We start from the raw sequence: 21,085 nt of genomic DNA, 5'->3' as shown, positions 1-21,085 counted from the left end.
ATTATTATTTAAAAATTAATTTTTAAATTGACAGGACAATCAACTTATTAAATAATTAACTAATAGCCTGGCTAAATTTTAATTATTTAAAGGTAAAAAAATGTTAAGCGATACCATTACCAAAGCTGCAATAGCTACACAATTAAACAAAAGAACCGGCTTTTCTGAAACTGAATGCCTAGAAATGGTAAACAATATTCTTAATGTCATTGTTAGAAAGCTTTCCACTGGTGAATCGGTTAGCATTACTAATTTTGGTAAATTTGAAGTTAGAAGTAAGGAAAAAAGAGTAGGTAGAAATCCAAAAACTATGGTTGAATTTCCCATAAATGCGCGTAATGTAGTAAGATTTACAATTTCCAAAAAACTTAAAGATCAAATCAATAAGCGCAAAAATAACCAATGACCGAACCAAAAGTAATTGATAGTTATAAAACAATCGGTGAGGCAGCCCAACTTCTTGGCTTGCCCACCCATGTATTACGATTCTGGGAAACAAAATTTAAAGCTATAAATCCCAAAAAAATTAAAGCCCGTAGATATTATAATAATAAGCAAATAGAAACTTTAATTACCATAAAAGATTTACTGTATAATAAAGGTTTTACTATCCAGGGGGCTATACAATTTTTAAAAGAAAATAAAGAATCTGAATCAATCAACAATGCTACTTTTCTCTGGGAAGATACTACCCAACTAATTGATTTAAATGTTCAACAATTGGTTAAGATAAAAACGTCCTTGCAAACTATTCGTAACAAGTTATTATCTGTCTAAAATTAGTTAAAATTTTAGATAAAATGATAATAACTAAAACTCCTTATCGCATTTCTTTTTTTGGTGGCGGGTCTGATTATTACACTTGGTATGAAAATTTTGGTGGAAAAGTATTATCCACCAGTATTAAATATTATTGCTATATTAGCTGCCGAGAATATCCTCCTTTTCATGGTCATCATTCAAAAGTTTCCTGGTCTAAAGTTGAGTTAATTGATAAACACAATTCTGAAATTCAGCATCCTGCAGTCAAAGGAGTTTTAAGCTACTTAGATATCACTAGCGGCGTAGAAATTTCTCACCAGGGAGATTTACCTGCCCGCTCCGGGCTTGGCTCTAGCTCCTCTTTTACTGTAGGTATGTTAAATGCAGCTTATGCTCTTAAAGGGCAAAACAGAAGTCGCTTTGAACTCGCCCAAGAAGCAATTTATGTGGAACAAAATATCTTACAAGAAAAAGTAGGTATTCAGGATCAAATTGCTACAGCTCTTGGTGGGTTTAATAAAATTAATATTAACCGACAAGGGGAGTTTTTAGTTGAACCAGTAATACTTCCTTTATATAAGCTAGAAGAACTAAAAAGCCATTTAATGTTATTTTATACCGGCATTACTCGTACAGCTTCTAATATTGCAGAAGACAAAATGCAAAGGCTTTGCAGCAAAGAACAAGAAATCAAAACTATGATGGGCATGGTAGATGAGAGCCTATCCATCTTACATGGAAATAGTGATATCAATGAGTTTGGCAAATTACTACATGAGTCATGGCAATTAAAACGCAGTCTAAGTGATAAAATTACCAACGATACTATCGATCAAATTTATCAAACAGCACTCCAAAATGGTGCCACAGGTGGGAAGCTATTAGGCGCGGGTGGAGGTGGTTTTCTTTTGGTATTTGCCAAACCAGAATGCCATCAAAAAATCTTAAGCGCATTAAAGCACTTAATTTATATACCATTCGATTATGATAATTATGGCAGTACTATCATTTATTATAATCAAGATGGCTATAGCAGCAGATTCTGGGCAAATAACTCACATAAGCTAGCAAGTTAATTTGATATAGGATTAAACACAAATGAGCTTAACTACCCACTTTAATGAAATTATCAAAAACGAAATTCACAATTCAATCGAAACATTTACAAAAGTTTTAGATGATCATAATCTACTCACTCTAATTGAAGAAATCGCTGCATTTTGTACCAATCAAATTAATTTAGGCCATAAACTTATATTTGCTGGGAATGGCGGCAGTGCAGCTGATTCACAACATCTTGCTGCAGAACTAGTCAGCAAATTAAATTATGATCGCCCAGGACTTGCAGCAATTGCGATAACAACCGACACTTCAGCGTTAACTGCAATAGGCAACGATTATGGCTATCAATATTCTTTTTCAAGGCAAATTGAGGCTCTTGGCAATCGAGGGGATGTATTTTTTGCCATTTCAACTTCTGGAAATTCAGCTAATATTTTAAATGCTATTGAATCTGCTAAAAACCGCGGTATAACTGTTATTGGATTAACTGGAGAACCTGGTGGTAAAATGGCAACTTTATGTGATTATGTAATACAAATTCCAAGCAAACTAACCCCTAAAATACAAGAAGGGCATATTATGTTAGGACATATTATTTGCGCGCTTATTGAAGAAGCTATTTTTGGCATGGAATATAACCCTAAAACCGCTATGGCATGCGCGCTATAATTCTTGCTGGCGGCAAAGGAACCAGGCTGGCTTCCATAGTGAAAGATTCTCCTAAACCAATGGCCCTTATAGCTGGAAAGCCTTATCTAGATTTATTAGTAAATCATTTACTGGCTACACAAATAATTACTCAAATTATTTTAGCTGTAAGCTACAAAGCTGAAATTATTGAAGACCATTTTAAGAACCATCCACAGGTAATTACTATTAATGAAGGGCACCCTAAGGGTACCGGCGGAAGTATCAATTACGTTCTTAAAACGTTGAATATTACAGAAGATATTCTAGTTTTAAATGGCGATACTTTCAATGAGTTCCAGCTCTCTGAATTTTTATCTTTTCATAAATCTTACCAAGCTGATATTAGCTTGCTGGCAAGAGAAGTAGCAAATGTAGGAAGATTTGGCCAATTAATTACTGATGATAAAATGCAAGTCACTCAATTTGCAGAGAAAAACAATGACGGAGCTCAAGGGTTAATTAACTGCGGGATTTATCTAATCAACCCCAAAATATTTAATTTGAACAGTATCTATCCTGAATATTTTTCTTTTGAATATGATTTGCTTAGCAATAATACCAACAAGCTTAAAGTATTTGCTTATCAAGGTTCGCGTTATTTTATTGATTTTGGTATTCCAGAGGATTATTATAAAGCTCAAGAGGAATTATCCATAAAAATGAAGGTTTGTTAAATGAAAAAAGCCTTATTTCTTGATCGTGATGGGGTAATAAATGTTGATTTTGGATATGTTTATCAAATTGATAATTTTGAATGGCAGGAAGGTATATTTGACTTATGTAGCAAAGCAATTGAGAAGGGATACCTTATAATAATAATTACTAATCAATCGGGGATTGCAAGAGGATACTATACAGAAAAAGATTTATCTAAACTACATAATTGGATGACTCAAGAATTTCAAGCTAATAATATTCATATTACTGAGATTTATTATTGCCCACATCATCCTGAAATTGACCAAGAAATGTGTAATTGTCGCAAACCTGCTAGCGGGATGTTTGAAAAAGCAATTCAAGATTATAATATTGACGTTTCACAATCAATTATGATAGGAGATAAAGAAACTGACCTGATACCAGCAAAAAAACTAAACATTACTAAACGCTTTCAATTAAACAATGATCAGAAATTATATGATCCTTCTATATTAAAAATTAAATTTCTTCACGAAGTCATTGATTTTTTATAAAAAAATGTATTAAAATGTTAACTTAAGAATTTATTTATTCAAATAATACCATGGAATTTATTGATCGTATTCGTAACTTTATCACTTTAGCTTGCTTATATTTACTTAGCACTTTGCTAGTAATTTATCTCTGCGGTGCTCTTTTTACCGTCTCGGTATGGGGATTTAATTACTTAAAATTTGGCTTTCAAGATGTATTGAATCTTTATGTATATCTCAAATGGTATGCTCAAAATTATGCCTTACTTCCTTGGGATGCTAATAATTATTTAGTCATAAAGATCTTAGCATGTGCTGGCGGTATACCATTAATTATTGCATTATTCCTATATAAGTTCCGCAGTCATATTTTTGCCTGGCGGCCATTTAAGAAAAAAGAATCTATTCATGGTGATGCAAAATGGGCAAACGAAGAAGATATTAAAAAAGCAGGACTTAGGCAAAAAGAAGGAATGCTTCTAGGACAAGATAGCACGGGTTATTATATCTCTGGTGGTTATCAGCACGCCTTACTTTTTGCTCCAACCGGTTCTGGTAAGGGTGTGGGTTTTGTAATACCCAACCTACTTTATTGGCATGAATCGGTCATTGTACATGATATTAAACTTGAAAACTATGAACTAACTAGTGGGTGGCGCGCTAAACTAGGCCAGCAGGTTTTTGTATGGGAGCCAGCAAACCCTGATGGTTTTACTCATTGTTATAACCCAATTGATTGGGTTAGCCCAAAACCAGGCCAGATGGTAGATGACGTTCAAAAAATTGCTAATCTAATTCTACCTAAAAAAGATTTCTGGGAAAATGAAGCCCGTACTTTATTTGTAGGTATAGTACTTTATCTACTTGCAGTACCTGATAAAACTAAATCTTTTGGAGAAGTAGTTAGAACATTAAGAAGTGATGACTGCGTTTATAACTTAGCGGTAGTGTTAGATACTATAGGTAAATATATCCATCCGGTAGCCTATATGAATATTGCTGCTTTTTTACAAAAAGCAGACAAAGAAAGATCAGGGGTAATTTCCACCTTAAACTCCGGTCTTGAATTGTGGGCCAACCCTCTTATTGATGCAGCTACTGCTAGAAGTGACTTTAATATTATGATGTTTAAAAAAATCAAAACTACTATTTATGTAGGATTGACACCAGATAATATTAAGCGCCTTGAGCCTTTAATGAAAGTATTTTATCAACAAGCTTCTGAATTTTTAAGCCGTAAAATCCCTAAAAAAGAAGATGAGCCTTACGGTGTGCTATTTATGATGGATGAATTTCCTACACTTGGTAAAATGGAACAATTTAAAACCGGTATTGCTTACTTTAGGGGGTATAATGTTAGATTATTCCTAATTATCCAAGATACTGAGCAGCTAAGGGATATTTATGAAGAAGCTGGTATGAACTCTTTCTTATCAAACTCTACGTATCGTATTACATTCTCAGCAAATAACTATCAAACAGCAGAACTGATATCCAAACTTTGCGGTAATAAAACTGTTGAACAAACTTCTATGAATAAACCTAAATTCTTAGATTTCAATCCTGCTTCACGTTCTATGCATGTATCTCAAACCCAAAGAGCCCTTTTGTTACCACAAGAAGTGATTAATTTGCCGCGGGATGATCAAATTGTATTAATTGAATCATTCCCTCCTATTAAATCTAAAAAAATTAGGTATTATGATGATAAATTTTTTACCAAAAGATTATTACCACCAATAGTGATTCCTCAACAAGAGCCTTATGACCCTAATAAGTTCCGTTCTACGGCGACCAAAAAAGAAGATGGCAAATCAGAAGAAAATAATATTTCTAATAATTTGCTGGAGGATGCTGAAAGCCCTGCAGATACCGTACAAACTACTCAACCTGATTTACCACAAAATGATGATGATTTTAAGTTTGATTTTGAACTTGATGATGAACTTACACCTGAAGATAATAAGGATCTAATTAAGCAATTACGAAGCAACCCTACAGCAAAGCTTGCTGAAGAAGAAAACGATGATGATGATTTCGATTTTAACTTTGATTTGGATGATGAAGAAGAAGACCAACAATTCCTAGCACAAAACCCAGCATATCAAAGCCAAACTCATGATAATACTTCGGGTGAGGAAGAAGAGCTTGAGCACGAAAATACTAACAACTTAGCCAAGCAATTACAAAGCAACCCTGCAGCAAAGCATGCCGAAGAAGAAAACGATGATGATGATTTCGATTTTAACTTTGATTTGGATGACGAAGAGGAAGAGCAGCAACACGCAGCACAAAATCCAGCATATCAAAGCCAAACTCATGATAATACTTCGGGTGAGGAAGCAGAGCTTGAACACGAAAATGCTAATAACTTAGCCAAGCAGCTACAAAGCAACCCTGCAGCAAAGCATGCTGAAGAAGAAAGCGACGACAATGATTCCGATTTTAACTTTGATTTGGATGATGAAGACGAAGAGCAGCAACACGCAGCACAAAATCCGGCATATCAAAGCCAAACTCATGATAATACTTCGGGTGAGGAAGCAGAGCTTGAACACGAAAATGCTAATAACTTAGCCAAGCAGCTACAAAGCAACCCTGCAGCAAAGCATGCTGAAGAAGAAAGCGACGACAATGATTCCGATTTTAACTTTGATTTGGATGATGAAGAGGAAGAACAACAACTCGTAACACAAAACCCAGCATATCACAGCCAAACTCATGATAATACCTCGGATGAGGAAGAGGGCAATAATACTGAAGAAGCATCTTCTGATGAAAATAGCAGTACTGGTGAAACTACTACAACACAGCTAGAAACAGAAGCAGCGACCTCAAAGCCAAGCGTGGTCAGTAGCCACCAAGAAGAATTGCCATCTTATCATGAACAATCCAACGCAGCATTATTAGCTCCTAAAAGCGAACATAATTTGATACATAATATATTAAGTAGCCAAACTCCTATAATACAACCCAACATCCCTACATCTAAAACAAAAAAAGTTGACGAAAGTGATAGTACTAGCAGCACACCTTCTAGCCCAAACTCCGTTAATACTGGATCACTTAATACCGCATTACCAGAAGAAGTAAGTAGTAAGCGTAAATATGTTGAGCCTATAGCTGCTGCCTCACAAGTTGCTGATACCCAGCCTACCTTAGAGGACAGACAGCACCCCACTACCCAGCAAGAGGAAATAGAGCTTATTCCTTTACCTACTAAAAATGAAACTCTTGCATCAGAAAATAATACTAAAACTGACTTAGCAGCCGGTAAAGAAACCTCTAAAAATGCTCATATATATCCTGAATTTAAAGATATAGTTATTGGCGCAGAAGAGCCTACTGAAGAAGATGATTTTAATTCCAATCAGGCTGACTCAGATGATAACGATTCAAGTGATATTCCCAAGCCAAAATAAGCACTATTATTGCGACTGGCAATTAATCTTATTAACCAGCATTGGTTAAATAAGATTAATTGCCAGATATTTATAATATGCTCTAAGCTGCTAATCTCATAACCAAAGAGCCTTACTTTAAAATAGGTGTAATATTTTTAGAAGAAATACAGCTCTAACTAAAGCAGAGATTCAAAAACATAAATGAGCATGACAGGCACATTTCAAATCAAATGAACCTTTTTTCTGAGCTGCTAAAAAACCCACTGAACTTACGGTTTAAACACGAACGCTATTAAATATATTACTATGCTACCCATGATAGCAGCTGCAACATCATCAAGCATAATGCCTAACCCACCTTTTACCTTACGATCAATTACATTTATTGGCCAAGGCTTTAAAATATCGAAAAAGCGGAAAACAATAAAAAATAACAACAAGGCAACATACTGATTAAATCTTTCTACTAGCATCATGGTAACCGGTGTTGCTAAAAAGATTAGTAATGCTTGCCCAACCACCTCATCTATCACTACTTCTTTAGGATCTAATCTTCCTGTAGCCTTAGAGTATTTTTCGGCGTAAATAGTGCCAGTTATAAATAAAATGATAATAAAAGCTAAATGACCTATTAAGATTGCCAGCACCTCATTAACCGAAATAATAACCCCGCTATTACCTATTACTAACCAAAGCAAAACCTGATTAACTACATAAAGAATTGGAAATGCTGCAAGTGAGCCAAAAGTACCTGGAGCAAACTTACATTTGCCAATGCCACATACAGTAGCAATTAAGAATGTTAACTTATTTAATTTCTGTTCTTGCTTGTATCCTTGGATGCTGTCCATATTACTCCAATATTAATTGTTTAATCATAACTGTTACTAAAGCTGCTATTCCTTCCTTGCGCCCTAAAAATCCTAATTTTTCTGTAGTAGTGGCCTTAAGGCTGATTCTAGTAGACTTTAATCTGAGAATGTTACTTAGGCTTACAAGAATTTCTTCACGATAAGTTGATATTTTAGGCTGTTCTGCCATCATAGTAATATCAATATTAACAAGTTGGGCATTATTTTTTGTAAGTAGGTCTAGTGCATACTTGATGAAGCGATCAGAACTGGCATTTTTCCATTGAGGATCATGAGGAGAAAAGTGAACACCTATATCTCCACAACCAATAGACCCTAGTATAGCATCAGTTATTGCATGTAAAATTACATCTCCATCTGAATGAGCTATTATACCTTGGCTAAATGGGATTTCGACTCCTCCTAATGTTATATAACTACCCTCTCCAAATTGATGCACATCAAAGCCATTTCCTACTCTGTATTCGTAATTAAATTGGCCTAAATCTTCTGTGGTAGTTATCTTGATATTCTCCATATTTCCTATAATGGTTTTAACTTTTATATTGTTATTGATCCCGATTGCCACATCATCATCTAAAAAATACTGGGTGTTTTGATAAGCATCATAAATTCCTGCAAATTTAAAACATTGAGGAGTTTGCATTATCACATAGTTTTCCCGCAATTTATTCTCAATAATATGCTCTGTATCCCATTTTTTAAGGGATTGATTGATTATCTGTACAGGAACCACTCCCTCTGAAACTGCAAGCTCCTTTATAAGCTGTAAGATTACATTGGTTGAAACGAATGGACGAGCAGCATCATGGATTAAGATATTTATGGGATTAAAATTTTTAGCAAATTCAAGGCCATTTTTAACTGATTCACCTCTTTCTTTGCCTCCCACCTTCGCAATAGTTACTTTATTACTATCTATATTTAATTGCTCGATATAACGATCTTCTGGAGCCACTACAATAATAATATGCTCTATTTCTTTAATATTATTAAATTTAGCAATAGTATGTTCTAAAATAGTCTTTTCATTAACTTTAATATATTGCTTAGGCAGATTGCTATTCATGCGGGTGCCACAACCTGCAGCCATAATTAAAACAATATTTTTAGACATATTATTTATTGGCCAGCTTTCTTTTGAATTTGAGAAATTTTATGTAATAGCTCCTCAATTGCCATACGTCTGGTATCATTTATATTATTTTGAGGCTGATCACTATTAGCAGGAGTGAGTTTAGATGTCATATCTGTATTAATATGTGGCTTAGCAGTAGTAACAATAGAAGGAAGGGAATTATTGTTGGATTCTTGCCTTATATTTTGCTGGCGGTGTAATTCTTCTACGTGAGGTTTAGCAAGCTTAAGCAATTCTTGTCTTAATCGCTCTAATTTTTCCTCTGTATTTGTAGCCTTATCAATTAAAAAAGCTATTTCATCTATTTGCTTTTTAGCAAGCTGGCTTTTCTCTTCAAGGCTATAACCAGCGATTTGGGCTGACTCTTGCATGCCGCTTATAGAAGATTCAATTCTTTGAATAGTATTATCAAAATTTTTGAATAATACTGCAAAATCTTTTTTACCTTTTTGTACCAGCTCAATTTTTTTATTAAGCTTAATACAAAAAGTTATAGTAATTACCAACATGATGATGATAAAGAGATCTACAAAAATCATTCCATTATCTCAATAAGTTTTCTATGTATTGCTTTTTCAACAGATACCGCAATTTTTTCTTCTACGCCACCTAATTTACATGACATTAAATCAATTTTTTCACATGCTAAGGTCACTTCGTCTTCAGGATGCTTATCAAATATAATAGTTTGACCAGGTTTCATCTTAGCTATCTCAAGCAAAGTAGCATCTTTGGTTGCTAAGATTGCTTCCAACTCAACATGTGCATTATACATTTCATTCTGGATATGGTTTTCCCAATTATTATCCTTACCAAATTTTTCCCCAAGTATTACTTGCAATAACAGCTCTCTAATAGGTTCAAGCGTAGCATAAGGTATAAGAATTTCTACTTTGCCATCTCGTTCTTCCATTTTAATATATAATTCAATTAAAATGACAGGATCTCCTGGACGCGCAATTGAAGCAAAACGTGGATTAGTTTCAATACGCTCAAATACAAATGTAGAGGGATTAAGAGGCTCAAAAGAAGTAGTTAGATCATTAAGAATAATATCACAAATATATTTGAATACATTAAGCTCAATATTAGTAAATGGCTTTCCATCAAATCTTATTGGGTTTCCCTGTTTTCTTCCGCCAAAAAGGATATCGACCATTGAATAAATAAATTGCCCATTTGGCGTAATAAGCCCTAGATTATCCCACTCCACCACTTTAAAAATTGAAACCAGCGCTGGTAAAGGAATAGAGTTAATATAATCCCCAAAACGAAGAGAGGTGATTCCTCTAAGCTCTATATCTACGTTTTCGGAAGTAACATTTCTTAAAGTAGTTGAAAGAATTCGGGTAAAACGATCGCATACCACTTCCAACATTGGCAGACGTTGATATGACTTCATGGAGCGATCTACATAAAATCTAAACCCCTCGTTGCCATCAACTCCTGGCTTAGAATCTGCATTACCTTCTGGTAAATTATCAATGTTTGATTGATCTGATCCCTGAGGGATAGTTTGAGTATCTTGAGTCACAGTCTCCACTCCATCAAGATTTGATTGCGCGGTAAATGTATCATTTTGTTACCAGTACTCATATAAACTTTGTTACTGAACTATTATTTCATTAAATAATATATCTCTAACGGTAGTAGGATAGAGAGTTTTGTTTATTCTAAGCAACAACTCCTCTCTAAGTAAAAATAATCCTTCAGACCCTTTAAGATCTTCTGGTCTTAACTGTCTCAAATAAGTTTGAAATATATCCCTTACTTTAGGCAAACTTGTGTTAATTAATTGCTGGGTCTTGGGATCGTCGGTCTCTAAACTTACTGATAGTTTTAAAAAGCTCGGTTGATTATTGATAGAGTTAAGATTGATTATAAATTCATCTAAGTCTATATAAATTACTTGCTTAGGTATGCTTTTGCTCTCTTTAGCTTGCGCCTTCTCTTTATTATCAGATTGCTCTTTTTTGTTTAAAAATAAATAAGCTCCTCCTCCTAATGCTCCTAGTAATATTATAATAATAATTATTAATAATATTCTCTTTTTCCGCATAGACGGCTTAGGCTGTGATTCTATATTTTCTATAGCTTCTAGTGAGGTATCTGATTGATTATCACTCATATATCTTATTATAATATTTATTTATCAACCGAATTGTAAATATTTCCTGCTAGATTGCAATAATGTTCTGAAATTTAATCAATTTAATTTTAATATTTAAGTTTGGCATGAATTTTGCTTATTACCAATATAAACGCATTTAAAAAGCAAAAGTAATTTATGTCATTTGATAATAGTAATTATGTATTACTAAGTAGGCAGATCTCTGTTTTTCGAGAATCTGACGTATTATCAAACAATATGGCTAACTCACATACACCTGGATTTAAAGCAGGAAGAGTAATTTTTAAGCAATATGTACATCATGCAACAGCACAAGACCGCGTGCATTTTAATTATGACGTATTGTCAGTGAAAGATTTTAGCGAAGGACAAATGGTTAAAACCGGAAATACTCTTGACTTAGCCCTAGTAGGTAATGCCTTTTTTAGAATTCAAACTCCGGATGGTGAAAGATATAGTAGGGCTGGTAATTTTCAAATCAATGGATTAGGGCAGATTGTAACCCAGCAAGGTTACCCGGTGCTTAGCGAAGACGGCCAACCAATTGTTCTTGAAAATGACTTGGGTGAAATTATTATTCGTGAAAATGGTACAGTAACCGTCGGTACAGAACCAATAGCTCAGCTTGGGCTTGCTTTTTTTGATGATCAGCAATTTTTAGAGCCAGTCGGTAATAATTTATATACAGCAACTGCTGCTCCAACTGCTGAAGGACGTTATAAACTTTTCCAGGGGGTAGTGGAATTATCTAATGTAGAAAATATTTCACAAATGACCCGAATGGTAGAGATGCAACATAATCTAAATGCAGTAGGCAATTTTATTAATATAAATGAGCAACTAGAGTTAAATGCTTTCAAAGCATTTAAGGAAGGAGTGTAAACAATGGCAAATATGGATATTGCAGCCTCAGGTATGCAGGGTTTCTCTAAAATGATTGAAGTATTATCTAACAATATCGCCAACAGCCAAACCATTGGTTACAAAGAGCAACGTGTTGAATTTCAAGATTTATTATACATCAATCAAAAACGCGTGGGAATGATTTCCTCTGATGCTGGTAATAGTATTCCTACAGGTATCCAGGTTGGATTAGGTGTTAATATGGGCGCAATTTACCGCATTCATACTCAAGGCGATTTACAAGAAACTGGCAATGATACCGACATGGCCATTAGAGGCAAAGGATATTTCCGTATTGAACTGCCTAATGGTGAGTTTGGATATACCAGAGCCGGAGCTTTTTCTATTAACGAAAATGGAGAAATAGTAACTTCCAATGGTCATATAGTATCACCTGGCATCATAGCTCCAGATGATGCATTAGAAATTAATATCAATGATACAGGTCAAGTATTTGTAACTTTAAGAAATGATCCTAATCCTCAACTACTTGGACAATTTCAACTTTATAGATTTATTAATGATAAAGGATTACAAGCTTATGGCGAAAACTTATTTTTAGAGACCCAAGCTTCAGGCCAGCCAATAGTAGGCTTTCCAGGCGAGGCTAACTTCGGTACTATAAAACAAAAATGGTTAGAATTTTCTAATGTAAATGTAGTAACACAAATTACAAGCTTAATTAGAGCTCAACGGGGCTATGAATTTTGTTCAAACTTTATCCAGGCTATTAGCGAGATGCTTAAAACTGCTAATCAAATTAAGGCTTAAATGAAGATAATTGCATTATTAATACTCAGCCTAATATATGTTCAAGCCAATGCAGATAATTGTATTGGCTTTGCAGATAATCCTAATCATTTGCTTGAGTTAATTAAGGAAACTATTGAAACACAAAATAACCTTTCTGACGTTAATCTTTACAATGTTAATTCATTAAAAACTGAGAACAATCTATGTTTAACAAAAATTGAACTAAGTAATACTATGGGCTTTAGAGCCCAAGTTAAAGCAAATGATAGAATATTATATTTAACCGGCAAGTATGACTACCAAACTAGCATCCCAGTTTTTAATAAGGAAATCAAGCAGGGGGATCTTATTAGCAAACATGATATAGACAACATGTATATCCCTGCTTCCAAAATAAACAGCAAGCATATTATCCAAGATCCTAAACAAATTATTGGCATGAAGGCAAAAGTAAGCATCAAAGTAGCCTCCCCTATACATAACCGTGAAATTACAGTACCATTGCTTATAGAAAAAAATGCTCCTCTACATGTAATATATCAAGCAAAGAACTTGAAATTAAAAATGCAAGCTATAGCTTTAACTAACGGCTCTTTAGGTGATATAGTTTCTGTACGTAACGCTCGTAGCAATGCAATATTAAATGCTAAGGTCATAGGAAATAACCTTGTTCAAATTCAGATGGATTAAATGAAAATCAAAAAAATTTTTCTTTTTATTTGTATACTCACTATTATTACTAGCTGTATAAATACTGCAGAACGGTTAAAGCAAGTAGGAAAAGCACCGGAACTGGATGCAGTTGATGCGCCAACAAATAAATCTACTTATAAAAAAATTGAATGGCCACAAGACGAAGAAAGGCATTTATCTGAAATTTTACCTCCTAATCATAATTCTTTATGGAGAACTGGTTCACGTACTTTTTTTAGAGATCAATTTGCACGCAATATTGGCGATATTGTTAAAGTAGTAATTGAAATCAATGATAAGGCTAATCTAGATAATAATACTGAACAATCCAGAAATGGCAGTGATAACATTGCAGCTCCTAGCTTATTTGGCTTTGAAAGAAAATATAAAACATTTTTACCGGATGCTGTTGACCCAACCAATCTTGCCAGTATTTCCAGTGGCAATAATCATAGTGGTAAAGGCAAAATAAGTAGAAAAGAAGCCTTAAAAACTCAGATTGCTGCAATGGTAACGCAAATTTTACCAAATGGAAATTTAGTCTTACATGGCGCGCAAGAAATAAGAGTAAATTATGAATTACGTGAAATTACTATTGACGGAATTGCAAGACCAGAGGATATTAGTTCTGATAATGCTATAAGTCTTGATCAAATTGCGGAAGCACGAGTATCATATGGTGGAAGAGGAAAAATTAGTGATGTACAACAGCCTAAAGTCGGCTCACAAATTTTGGATATCTTATCACCCTTTTAATTTATTCATACTCCTCTAATGAATCAACCTTGCTTTCTTAAGTTTCGCTTACTTGCCTTATTAGTTCTGCTAAGTGCATTATTATTAGGCAATATATTTATCACTTTCTTAACCACATTATTATTAATCATCTTGGTTAATTGCGAGCTTTTGAATTATCTATGCAACAAGCTTAATTGCTCGGTAATAATTTTAAAGCATCCTGATAACATATTATTCCATCTTAACAATCAACTTTCAGTAGAACCACAGCTACTGGCTAAAATTAAAGAACACACTGAAAAAAATTACAGTGGAATTTTGTATGATGAATTTAAAGAAATAAAATTATTTTGTATAAAACTTCCCCTTTTTACCAGATTACGATTTTATCTTGCTATAGTCTCCCATACCTCTTCTCAAGATATTATCAGACATTTTATTGATAAAATTCAATTGCCGTGCTTTATAACAGTAAATAACATTATCAAATATTATAATAATAGTTTTGGTCAGACTATTACAAGCCAGCTCGGTACTCCTTTAGAACAAACTTTCGATAGCTATTTTCAACATCACATTATAAAAATAATGGATGAGCTGTATTTTAGGCAAGATGATTTGTTGTTGCATTTTATCAACATACCTATCGGTAATGTACATTACCATTTGATGCTCCATGCAAGCTACCATAATGTCCTTAGTGATATCGTTAAGGTTCCTACTTCGCCTACTATTATCATGGATTTAAATCAAAATATTATTATCGGAAATGAATCATTTTCTAAAGCCTATCCTAAAACAAATCATGGTAGTGATTTATTTGATGAGCAATCATGGAAAAAAATTTATAACTTTGCTAATAGCGAGCAGCAATACTTAGAAATCAATTTTAGCCCTAATTCTCAGCTTTTTTGCTATAATTTAAAAAAGATTTTCTCCTACCAAATAATTAAAAATAAAATATATATTATTATTAAAGATACTACCCATAATAAACTTAATCTTGATAATCAATTAGTACATTCGCAAAAATTACAAGCTGTTGGCCAATTAGCAGGAGGTATTGCTCATGATTTTAATAATCTGCTCACTGCCATGCTTGGATTTTGTGATTTATTATTACTTAAACACCCTCCTGGCGATAAATCATTCCCAGAAATTATGCAAATTAAGCAAAATGCAAACCGTGCTGCCAACCTGGTAAGACAGCTATTAGCCTTTTCACGAAAACAAACACTAAATTTAGAAATGGTGGATGTCACCATTATCATCGATGAACTTGCAAACATGATCACTCGCTTGATCGGTGAAAATGTACAACTTTCTATTTATCATGGCAAAAATTTATGGGTTACCAAGGCTGATCATGGACAATTAGAACAAGTTATTGTTAATTTAGCTGTAAATGCCAGGGACGCTATGAATCGCAAAGGTGCCTTGTCCATACGCTCAGAGAATATTAATATTAATAAGTCCGGAGGTTTAGGCTCAGAATATACCTCCCCTACTGAGGAAGATATTATTCTTCCCGGAGAATATATAAAAATTAGCATTAAAGATTCTGGCACTGGCATTGCCAAACATCAAATACCAAAAATTTTTGAACCATTTTATTCTACTAAAGAAATGGGAGCAGGTACAGGATTGGGGCTTGCTACTGTGTACGGAATTATTAAGCAATTCGGCGGGTATATTTATGTAAAAAGTAACTTAGGTGAAGGCTCGGAATTTTGCTTATTCTTAAAACGTGAAGATAATATTATTACCCAAATAGAAGATATTAAAACTTCCTATATTCAACATGAAGACTTAACGGGAAGTGAAACTATCATGCTGGTTGAAGATGAAGAAGCTGTAAGGATATTTAGCTCTGAAGCCTTGGCTCGAAAGGGATATCAAGTATTTGAAGCATCCTCAGGAGATCATGCTTTAGAAATCTTAGCAGAGCATGGACAAAATATAGATTTAATTATAACGGACGTGATGATGCCGGGCATTAATGGGCCTGAGATGATCCAACAAGTCACTAGACAATTTCCTAAAATCAAAGTAATTTTTACTTCAGGATATGGCGAAGATATTTTCGAAGAACAATTCGGAAAAAAAAGAGATTTTAACTTTTTACCTAAACCATATAGCTTAAAACAACTAGTCGAAAAAGTTAAGCAAGTATTATAGGTATTTTTCAGAATAATTGGTAGGATGGTATGGATAAACAAAAAGCTTTAGATGCAGCGTTAAGTCAAATTGAGAAAGCCTTTGGTAAAGGTTCAGTAATGAAACTAGGGCAACAAGAAGCCATTAAGGTTCCTGTTATTTCAACCGGATCTCTTGGCCTAGATATAGCTCTTGGCGTGGGAGGTTTACCAAAAGGCAGAATTATTGAAATTTTTGGCCCAGAAAGCTCAGGTAAAACTACCCTTACTCTTCATGCGATTGCTGAAGCTCAGAAGGCTGGAGGAACTTGCGCATTTATTGATGCAGAACATGCACTTGACCCTGTTTATGCCCGTAAATTAGGGGTTAACATTGACGAGCTAATTATTTCTCAACCCGACACAGGCGAGCAAGCTTTAGAAATAGCAGATACTTTAGTTAGATCTGGAGCAATTGACGTAGTGGTGATTGATAGTGTGGCCGCTTTAGTGCCTAAAGCTGAGATTGAAGGAGAAATGGGTGATTCTCACATGGGCCTTCAAGCAAGATTAATGAGCCAAGCTTTAAGAAAGCTTACCGGTTCTATCAGCAAAAGTGGTTGCATGGTTATTTTTATTAACCAAATTCGTATGAAAATTGGTATTATGTTTGGTAGCCCAGAAACCACTACGGGCGGTAATGCTCTTAAATTCTATGCATCAGTAAGAATTGATATTAGAAGAACAGGTGCCATTAAAGATAAAGAAGATATAGTTGGCAACGAAACTAGAGTAAAAATTGTTAAAAATAAAGTAGCTCCACCATTCAAAACCGTGGATTTTGATATTATGTACGGTGAAGGAATTTCTAAACTGGGCGAGATTTTAGATTTGGGGGTTAAAGCAGGAATAGTTGATAAGGCAGGTTCATGGTTTGCATATAAGGACCAAAAAATTGGCCAAGGTCGTGAAAATGCTAAAGCGTTCCTAAAAGGAAATACTGAAATTTGCCGTGAGATTGAAGAACAAATTAGAGCTCATGCAAATTTAGTAATCTCAGAAGATACCAGCATTCCTGCAGAAGAAGAGCTTGCTTAAAAATACACGTTAAGTAACAGAGGTTAGTACCTAAGGTTGCTAACCTCTTTTTTAATGCCGCATTATTAGACCACACCAATTAGATAAGCTTTATTGGTATACTCTTCTAAAACGTACATAAACAAAGTTGCTTGGTTTAGGTTTATTAGCTGCAATTAGAGCTCTAAAATTGCCAACTTCTTCCTCATCCTTCCCGAGCTTACTCTAAAGCAAATCTATTTACATAAGCTATTGCGTTACTACTACTTGCTTCTTTGAAGTTAAGAGGTACCTATAATGGCATAGAGCTTGCTAGCATACTAGCAATATCATTTTTATATCTACTTTAACACCGGCAACATGCCCAGCCGCCAATCAACTTCCTGCATCCACGCAGTTATTTTAAAGCATTTATCCACAAAATTTATATCTAGCACTTCATGATATTCACTAAGATAATCAAATATTGCTCTGCCAATAGAATCGCTTAAGTTATAGGTGTATGTAAATTCTATAAGGCAATTTATATTTAACATTTCTCTTGTTAGCGACTGTGATAAAGTATTATTAATAGAGTTATTAACTGTTGTTCTATTATGATAATCGCGCACAATAATCTTTTTACTATGTATAAAAACAGTTTCTTCTCTTTTGCTTCTAAGCGCTATTTCAAATTCATTAGTGTAGATTGGAGGTTTCTATAGTTTATTAATAGTTCTAGAATGCGTTTTTCTCTTTCTTTACCTACTAAGTTTTTAATATTTTTATACTTTAAACTTTAGATTAAGCCGCACTATCAATTATTAATAGCAGCTAGTTTGAAGCAACATAAAAATGGTATAGTCAAAGATGATATTAAGAGCTAAATTATCATCATAATTTTATTAATTAGCTAAAAATATGAACTTACTTAAAATAGCCTCCTGGAATGTTAATTCTATTAGAATTCGTCTTAAATTATTAGCCTTGCTTATCGAGCAGCATGCTCCTGATATTATCTGCCTACAAGAAACAAAAGTAGAGAACAGCTTATTTCCAACCTTAAAGCCTTTAGGCTATAACTACACTTATATTAATGGCCAGAAAAGCTATAATGGGATGGCTATAATTAGCAAGCTACCACTTAAGATGCTTGATCATAAGCATTTTGTAAATAAAGACTCTAGAGATATCGCTGTACAAATTAAGGATATTATTATCCACAATTTATACGTACCAGCAGGGGGTGATATTCCCGATCCTGAGCTTAATCCTAAATTTGCTCATAAATTAGATTATCTAGATTCCTTGTATGAACATTTCTTAAATATTGATAAATCAGAAAAACACTTATCAGAAAAACACTTAGTAGTAGGTGATCTTAACGTAGCACCTCTTGAATGTGATGTGTGGTCGCATAAGCAACTCCTTAATATAGTAAGCCACACCGAAATTGAAGTTAATAAGTTTAACAAATGGATACATTCCGCTAAATTAACAGATTTACCACGTCTATTTATTCCTGCACCAGAGAAGTTATATAGTTGGTGGAGTTATCGCAATATTGATTATAAAAAATCTAATCGCGGCAGAAGGTTAGATCACGCTTTGGCCTGTCAAGCTCTTACACCACAGATTCAAAATGCCTATTATCTACCAGAATTTAGAAGTTGTGATTCACCTTCTGACCATGTTCCCTTAATTGTAGAAATTAAAATTTAAATTAATATTTTAATTTTTATATTAAGTATAGTACACTTAGTTTAGAGGTAATTATGAAATTATTAACCAACTATTGTTTTCTAGTATATTTTATTTGCTTCACTTGCTGTGCTTCAAATATAAAGCAAATAAAAATAACTCCTATTAAGGTGGCCCAAGAACAAGCTTATATTAAGCTGATTATAAATATTAATAACCTTTCTAATGCTCATGATGAATTAGTAGCCATAGAAACAAACCCTAAATTACAAGTTACCATTCTTAATCAAGGAACCGACCAAGGGGTCACTAAAAAGTTTAATCTGCATAAAATTGCTCTTCCTAAACACTACCAAGTTCAAATGAATGATAATTTTTATATAAAAATAGAAGATACCGGGTTGTTAAAGGAATTTATTCTTAACTTTCATTTTTTAAATCATCAAGAGCAAAGCTTTAAGATCAGCCTATTACCCAATGTTACGATGGAGGAACTATAATGTTTAATTTCCCTACCCCTATAATTGATAATAAATGGCTTTATTTTTGGGTTGAATTATTTAAAAAAAATAAAGATTATTTAGCTTATTATATTAATTATTATAACTTTTGGCGTGAATCACAGCCTGATTTTGTTAAAGATAGTTATATGGTCAACAGCTTTGATGCCAGCATAGGCATGATTGAGCGGATTGCTAAAAAATATGATAAACCGGAATTTGGAATCAAAACTATTATTATTGGTGATAAAGAACATACCGTAACAGAAATAGAGGTCTTACATAAACCTTTTTGCAGGCTATTACATTTTAAAAAATCCGAGCAACTTAACCATCCTAAAATGCTGATTGTTGCGCCTCTTTCAGGCCATTACGCCACTCTGCTAAGAGGTACTGTACGAGATTCGCTTCAGTATTTTGATGTTTACATAACTGATTGGACCAACGCTAGCGAAGTTCCATTAAGTAAAGGAAAATTCGATTTAGATGATTACATATATTATTTAAATGATTTTATTAAATTTCTAGGGACAAATTTATCAGTAATGGCAGTTTGCCAACCAACCGTACCTGTTTTAGCTTCAGTTGCCTTACTTGCTGCAGAAGGCAATGAACATGTAAAAAACATGGTTTTAATGGGAGGACCGGTAGATGCAAGAGCAAGCGCCACTGAAGTAACCAAGTTTGCTGAAAAGAGAGAGATGAATTGGTTTGAAAGCAACGTCATTACCAGGGTCCCAATCAATTATCCAGGGTTTATGCGCGCTGTATATCCAGGATTTATTCAACTTGCAGGCTTTATGTCAATGAATATGCAAAGGCACTTGGGTGAATTTATGAAACTTTATCAACATCTCATTGTGGGCAATGATGATAGTGCTGAAGCTCATATACAGTTTTATGATGAATATTTATCAGTAATGGATATCAGCGCAGAATTTTACTTACAAACTATTAAAACAGTTTTCAAAGATTTTGCCCTACCTTTGGGTAAAATGTATGTAGGCAATCAAAAAGTGCGCCCTGAAGCGATAACCAACACTTCTCTTTTAGTCATTGAAGGTGAATTAGATGATATCTCAGGAGTAGGCCAAACGAAAGCCGCATTAAAGATTTGTAAAAATATACCTCAAGCTAATACTCATTATCACTTACAACCAGGAGTAGGTCATTATGGGGTATTTAATGGGCGTAAATTTAGAGAACAAATTTTACCAGTAATCAGAGATTTTTGCTATGCATCTGTAAATAGCAGTAATACTGCAAAAACAGATAACACTACCAAAAAAAATATTAATCATAAAAAATCTAAATGATTTAAAATATTTTTAGCAATAAATAAATTTTATAATTATAATATGGTTACGTTGGATAA

22 protein-coding genes are annotated in these 21,085 nt (G+C 33.9%); 16 read left to right on the top strand and 6 right to left on the bottom strand.

Annotation, left to right across the window (positions count from 1 at the left end):
• Positions 1-100 precede the first annotated feature (100 nt).
• From EF513_RS03790 to EF513_RS08145, 7 genes are read left to right on the top strand one after another with little or no spacing between them, the layout of a single operon-like run.
• Positions 101-406 carry an HU family DNA-binding protein gene (locus tag EF513_RS03790; protein ID WP_125216088.1) on the top strand — a complete coding sequence of 102 codons (306 nt, stop codon included), beginning with the start codon at positions 101-103 and terminating at the stop codon, positions 404-406.
• Complete coding sequence (locus EF513_RS03785; protein WP_125216087.1) at positions 403-777, top strand: MerR family transcriptional regulator; 375 nt, start codon at positions 403-405, stop codon at positions 775-777. Before EF513_RS03790 ends, EF513_RS03785 begins: the two co-directional genes overlap by 4 nt.
• A 23-nt stretch (positions 778-800) precedes the next feature.
• A complete protein-coding gene (locus EF513_RS03780) occupies positions 801-1,838 on the top strand; it encodes a GHMP family kinase ATP-binding protein (RefSeq protein ID WP_125216086.1) in 1,038 nt (345 codons plus the stop codon).
• Positions 1,839-1,860: 22 nt separating this feature from the next.
• On the top strand, positions 1,861-2,493 hold the full coding sequence (locus EF513_RS03775) for a D-sedoheptulose 7-phosphate isomerase (protein WP_125216085.1): 633 nt from the start codon (positions 1,861-1,863) through the stop codon (positions 2,491-2,493).
• A complete protein-coding gene (locus tag EF513_RS03770) occupies positions 2,481-3,188 on the top strand; it encodes a sugar phosphate nucleotidyltransferase (RefSeq protein ID WP_125216084.1) in 708 nt (235 codons plus the stop codon). The genes EF513_RS03775 and EF513_RS03770 overlap by 13 nt, the downstream gene beginning before the upstream one ends.
• On the top strand, positions 3,189-3,707 hold the full coding sequence (locus tag EF513_RS03765; protein WP_125216083.1) for a D-glycero-alpha-D-manno-heptose-1,7-bisphosphate 7-phosphatase: 519 nt from the start codon (positions 3,189-3,191) through the stop codon (positions 3,705-3,707).
• A gap of 50 nt (positions 3,708-3,757) precedes the next feature.
• The gene (locus tag EF513_RS08145; protein WP_125216082.1) at positions 3,758-7,108 is read left to right on the top strand and encodes a type IV secretory system conjugative DNA transfer family protein; all 3,351 of its coding nucleotides are present in this window, start codon (positions 3,758-3,760) and stop codon (positions 7,106-7,108) included.
• Positions 7,109-7,359: 251 nt separating this feature from the next.
• Here the strand turns inward: EF513_RS08145 and EF513_RS03755 are convergent, their stop codons facing one another.
• From EF513_RS03755 to EF513_RS03735, 5 genes are all read right to left on the bottom strand, one after another.
• Positions 7,360-7,941 carry a phosphatidylglycerophosphatase A family protein gene (locus EF513_RS03755; RefSeq protein WP_125216081.1) on the bottom strand — a complete coding sequence of 194 codons (582 nt, stop codon included), beginning with the start codon at positions 7,939-7,941 and terminating at the stop codon, positions 7,360-7,362.
• 1 nt (position 7,942) lies between these two features.
• Entirely contained in the window at positions 7,943-9,079 is a 1,137-nt protein-coding gene (gene ispF, locus EF513_RS03750) for a 2-C-methyl-D-erythritol 2,4-cyclodiphosphate synthase (RefSeq protein ID WP_125216080.1), read from the bottom strand.
• Positions 9,080-9,084: 5 nt separating this feature from the next.
• A complete protein-coding gene (locus EF513_RS03745) occupies positions 9,085-9,639 on the bottom strand; it encodes a DUF6468 domain-containing protein (RefSeq protein ID WP_125216079.1) in 555 nt (184 codons plus the stop codon).
• Entirely contained in the window at positions 9,636-10,634 is a 999-nt protein-coding gene (gene fliM, locus EF513_RS03740) for a flagellar motor switch protein FliM (RefSeq protein WP_125216078.1), read from the bottom strand. The genes EF513_RS03745 and fliM overlap by 4 nt, the downstream gene beginning before the upstream one ends.
• A 72-nt stretch (positions 10,635-10,706) precedes the next feature.
• Positions 10,707-11,228 (bottom strand): flagellar basal body-associated FliL family protein, encoded by a 522-nt coding sequence (locus EF513_RS03735; RefSeq protein ID WP_125216077.1) that lies wholly within the window; start codon positions 11,226-11,228, stop codon positions 10,707-10,709.
• A 159-nt stretch (positions 11,229-11,387) separates the two neighbouring features.
• Between EF513_RS03735 and flgF the strand changes: the two genes are divergently transcribed.
• The 6 genes from flgF (at position 11,388) to recA (ending at position 17,551) form a co-directional block, all read left to right on the top strand.
• Positions 11,388-12,113 carry a flagellar basal-body rod protein FlgF gene (gene flgF, locus EF513_RS03730; protein ID WP_125216076.1) on the top strand — a complete coding sequence of 242 codons (726 nt, stop codon included), beginning with the start codon at positions 11,388-11,390 and terminating at the stop codon, positions 12,111-12,113.
• Positions 12,114-12,116: 3 nt separating this feature from the next.
• Entirely contained in the window at positions 12,117-12,905 is a 789-nt protein-coding gene (gene flgG / locus EF513_RS03725) for a flagellar basal-body rod protein FlgG (RefSeq protein WP_125216075.1), read from the top strand.
• Entirely contained in the window at positions 12,906-13,577 is a 672-nt protein-coding gene (gene flgA, locus EF513_RS03720; RefSeq protein ID WP_125216074.1) for a flagellar basal body P-ring formation chaperone FlgA, read from the top strand.
• A complete protein-coding gene (gene flgH, locus EF513_RS03715; protein WP_125216073.1) occupies positions 13,578-14,336 on the top strand; it encodes a flagellar basal body L-ring protein FlgH in 759 nt (252 codons plus the stop codon).
• 132 nt (positions 14,337-14,468) lie between these two features.
• Positions 14,469-16,496 carry a response regulator gene (locus EF513_RS03710; protein WP_164503817.1) on the top strand — a complete coding sequence of 676 codons (2,028 nt, stop codon included), beginning with the start codon at positions 14,469-14,471 and terminating at the stop codon, positions 16,494-16,496.
• A gap of 29 nt (positions 16,497-16,525) precedes the next feature.
• Positions 16,526-17,551 (top strand): recombinase RecA, encoded by a 1,026-nt coding sequence (gene recA, locus EF513_RS03705; protein WP_125216071.1) that lies wholly within the window; start codon positions 16,526-16,528, stop codon positions 17,549-17,551.
• Between the two features lie 320 nt (positions 17,552-17,871).
• Here recA and EF513_RS03700 read toward each other — a convergent pair whose 3' ends face one another.
• A complete protein-coding gene (locus tag EF513_RS03700; RefSeq protein WP_125216070.1) occupies positions 17,872-18,066 on the bottom strand; it encodes a hypothetical protein in 195 nt (64 codons plus the stop codon).
• A gap of 364 nt (positions 18,067-18,430) precedes the next feature.
• On the opposite strand from EF513_RS03700, the gene EF513_RS03695 reads away from it, so the two are divergent.
• From EF513_RS03695 to EF513_RS03685, 3 genes are read left to right on the top strand one after another with little or no spacing between them, the layout of a single operon-like run.
• The gene (locus tag EF513_RS03695; protein WP_125216069.1) at positions 18,431-19,231 is read left to right on the top strand and encodes an exodeoxyribonuclease III; all 801 of its coding nucleotides are present in this window, start codon (positions 18,431-18,433) and stop codon (positions 19,229-19,231) included.
• A 53-nt stretch (positions 19,232-19,284) separates the two neighbouring features.
• Positions 19,285-19,710, top strand: a complete 426-nt coding sequence (locus EF513_RS03690) for a hypothetical protein (protein ID WP_125216068.1) — start codon at positions 19,285-19,287, stop codon at positions 19,708-19,710.
• Positions 19,710-21,026, top strand: a complete 1,317-nt coding sequence (locus tag EF513_RS03685) for a polyhydroxyalkanoate depolymerase (protein ID WP_125216067.1) — start codon at positions 19,710-19,712, stop codon at positions 21,024-21,026. Before EF513_RS03690 ends, EF513_RS03685 begins: the two co-directional genes overlap by 1 nt.
• Positions 21,027-21,085 lie beyond the last annotated feature (59 nt).

This window comes from Rickettsiales endosymbiont of Stachyamoeba lipophora (assembly GCF_003932735.1).
Taxonomy (GTDB): Bacteria; Pseudomonadota; Alphaproteobacteria; order Rickettsiales; family 33-17; genus RICK01.
The sequence above is the reverse complement of the archived record's forward strand: the minus strand, read 5'-3'. Positions and strand labels throughout refer to the sequence as shown.

Coding starts and splice junctions, on each gene's coding strand:
- EF513_RS03775 (WP_125216085.1), top strand. CDS start 1,861: ATGAGCTTAACTACCCACTTTAATGAAATTATCAAAAACGAAATTCAC.
- EF513_RS03690 (WP_125216068.1), top strand. CDS start 19,285: ATGAAATTATTAACCAACTATTGTTTTCTAGTATATTTTATTTGCTTC.
- EF513_RS03685 (WP_125216067.1), top strand. CDS start 19,710: ATGTTTAATTTCCCTACCCCTATAATTGATAATAAATGGCTTTATTTT.
- flgA (WP_125216074.1), top strand. CDS start 12,906: ATGAAGATAATTGCATTATTAATACTCAGCCTAATATATGTTCAAGCC.
- flgF (WP_125216076.1), top strand. CDS start 11,388: ATGTCATTTGATAATAGTAATTATGTATTACTAAGTAGGCAGATCTCT.
- EF513_RS03785 (WP_125216087.1), top strand. CDS start 403: ATGACCGAACCAAAAGTAATTGATAGTTATAAAACAATCGGTGAGGCA.
- EF513_RS03780 (WP_125216086.1), top strand. CDS start 801: ATGATAATAACTAAAACTCCTTATCGCATTTCTTTTTTTGGTGGCGGG.
- ispF (WP_125216080.1), bottom strand. CDS start 9,079: ATGTCTAAAAATATTGTTTTAATTATGGCTGCAGGTTGTGGCACCCGC.
- flgG (WP_125216075.1), top strand. CDS start 12,117: ATGGCAAATATGGATATTGCAGCCTCAGGTATGCAGGGTTTCTCTAAA.
- EF513_RS03695 (WP_125216069.1), top strand. CDS start 18,431: ATGAACTTACTTAAAATAGCCTCCTGGAATGTTAATTCTATTAGAATT.
- EF513_RS03700 (WP_125216070.1), bottom strand. CDS start 18,066: ATGTTAAATATAAATTGCCTTATAGAATTTACATACACCTATAACTTA.
- EF513_RS03765 (WP_125216083.1), top strand. CDS start 3,189: ATGAAAAAAGCCTTATTTCTTGATCGTGATGGGGTAATAAATGTTGAT.
- EF513_RS03735 (WP_125216077.1), bottom strand. CDS start 11,228: ATGAGTGATAATCAATCAGATACCTCACTAGAAGCTATAGAAAATATA.
- EF513_RS03770 (WP_125216084.1), top strand. CDS start 2,481: ATGCGCGCTATAATTCTTGCTGGCGGCAAAGGAACCAGGCTGGCTTCC.
- EF513_RS03755 (WP_125216081.1), bottom strand. CDS start 7,941: ATGGACAGCATCCAAGGATACAAGCAAGAACAGAAATTAAATAAGTTA.
- EF513_RS08145 (WP_125216082.1), top strand. CDS start 3,758: ATGGAATTTATTGATCGTATTCGTAACTTTATCACTTTAGCTTGCTTA.
- flgH (WP_125216073.1), top strand. CDS start 13,578: ATGAAAATCAAAAAAATTTTTCTTTTTATTTGTATACTCACTATTATT.
- EF513_RS03745 (WP_125216079.1), bottom strand. CDS start 9,639: ATGATTTTTGTAGATCTCTTTATCATCATCATGTTGGTAATTACTATA.
- recA (WP_125216071.1), top strand. CDS start 16,526: ATGGATAAACAAAAAGCTTTAGATGCAGCGTTAAGTCAAATTGAGAAA.
- EF513_RS03790 (WP_125216088.1), top strand. CDS start 101: ATGTTAAGCGATACCATTACCAAAGCTGCAATAGCTACACAATTAAAC.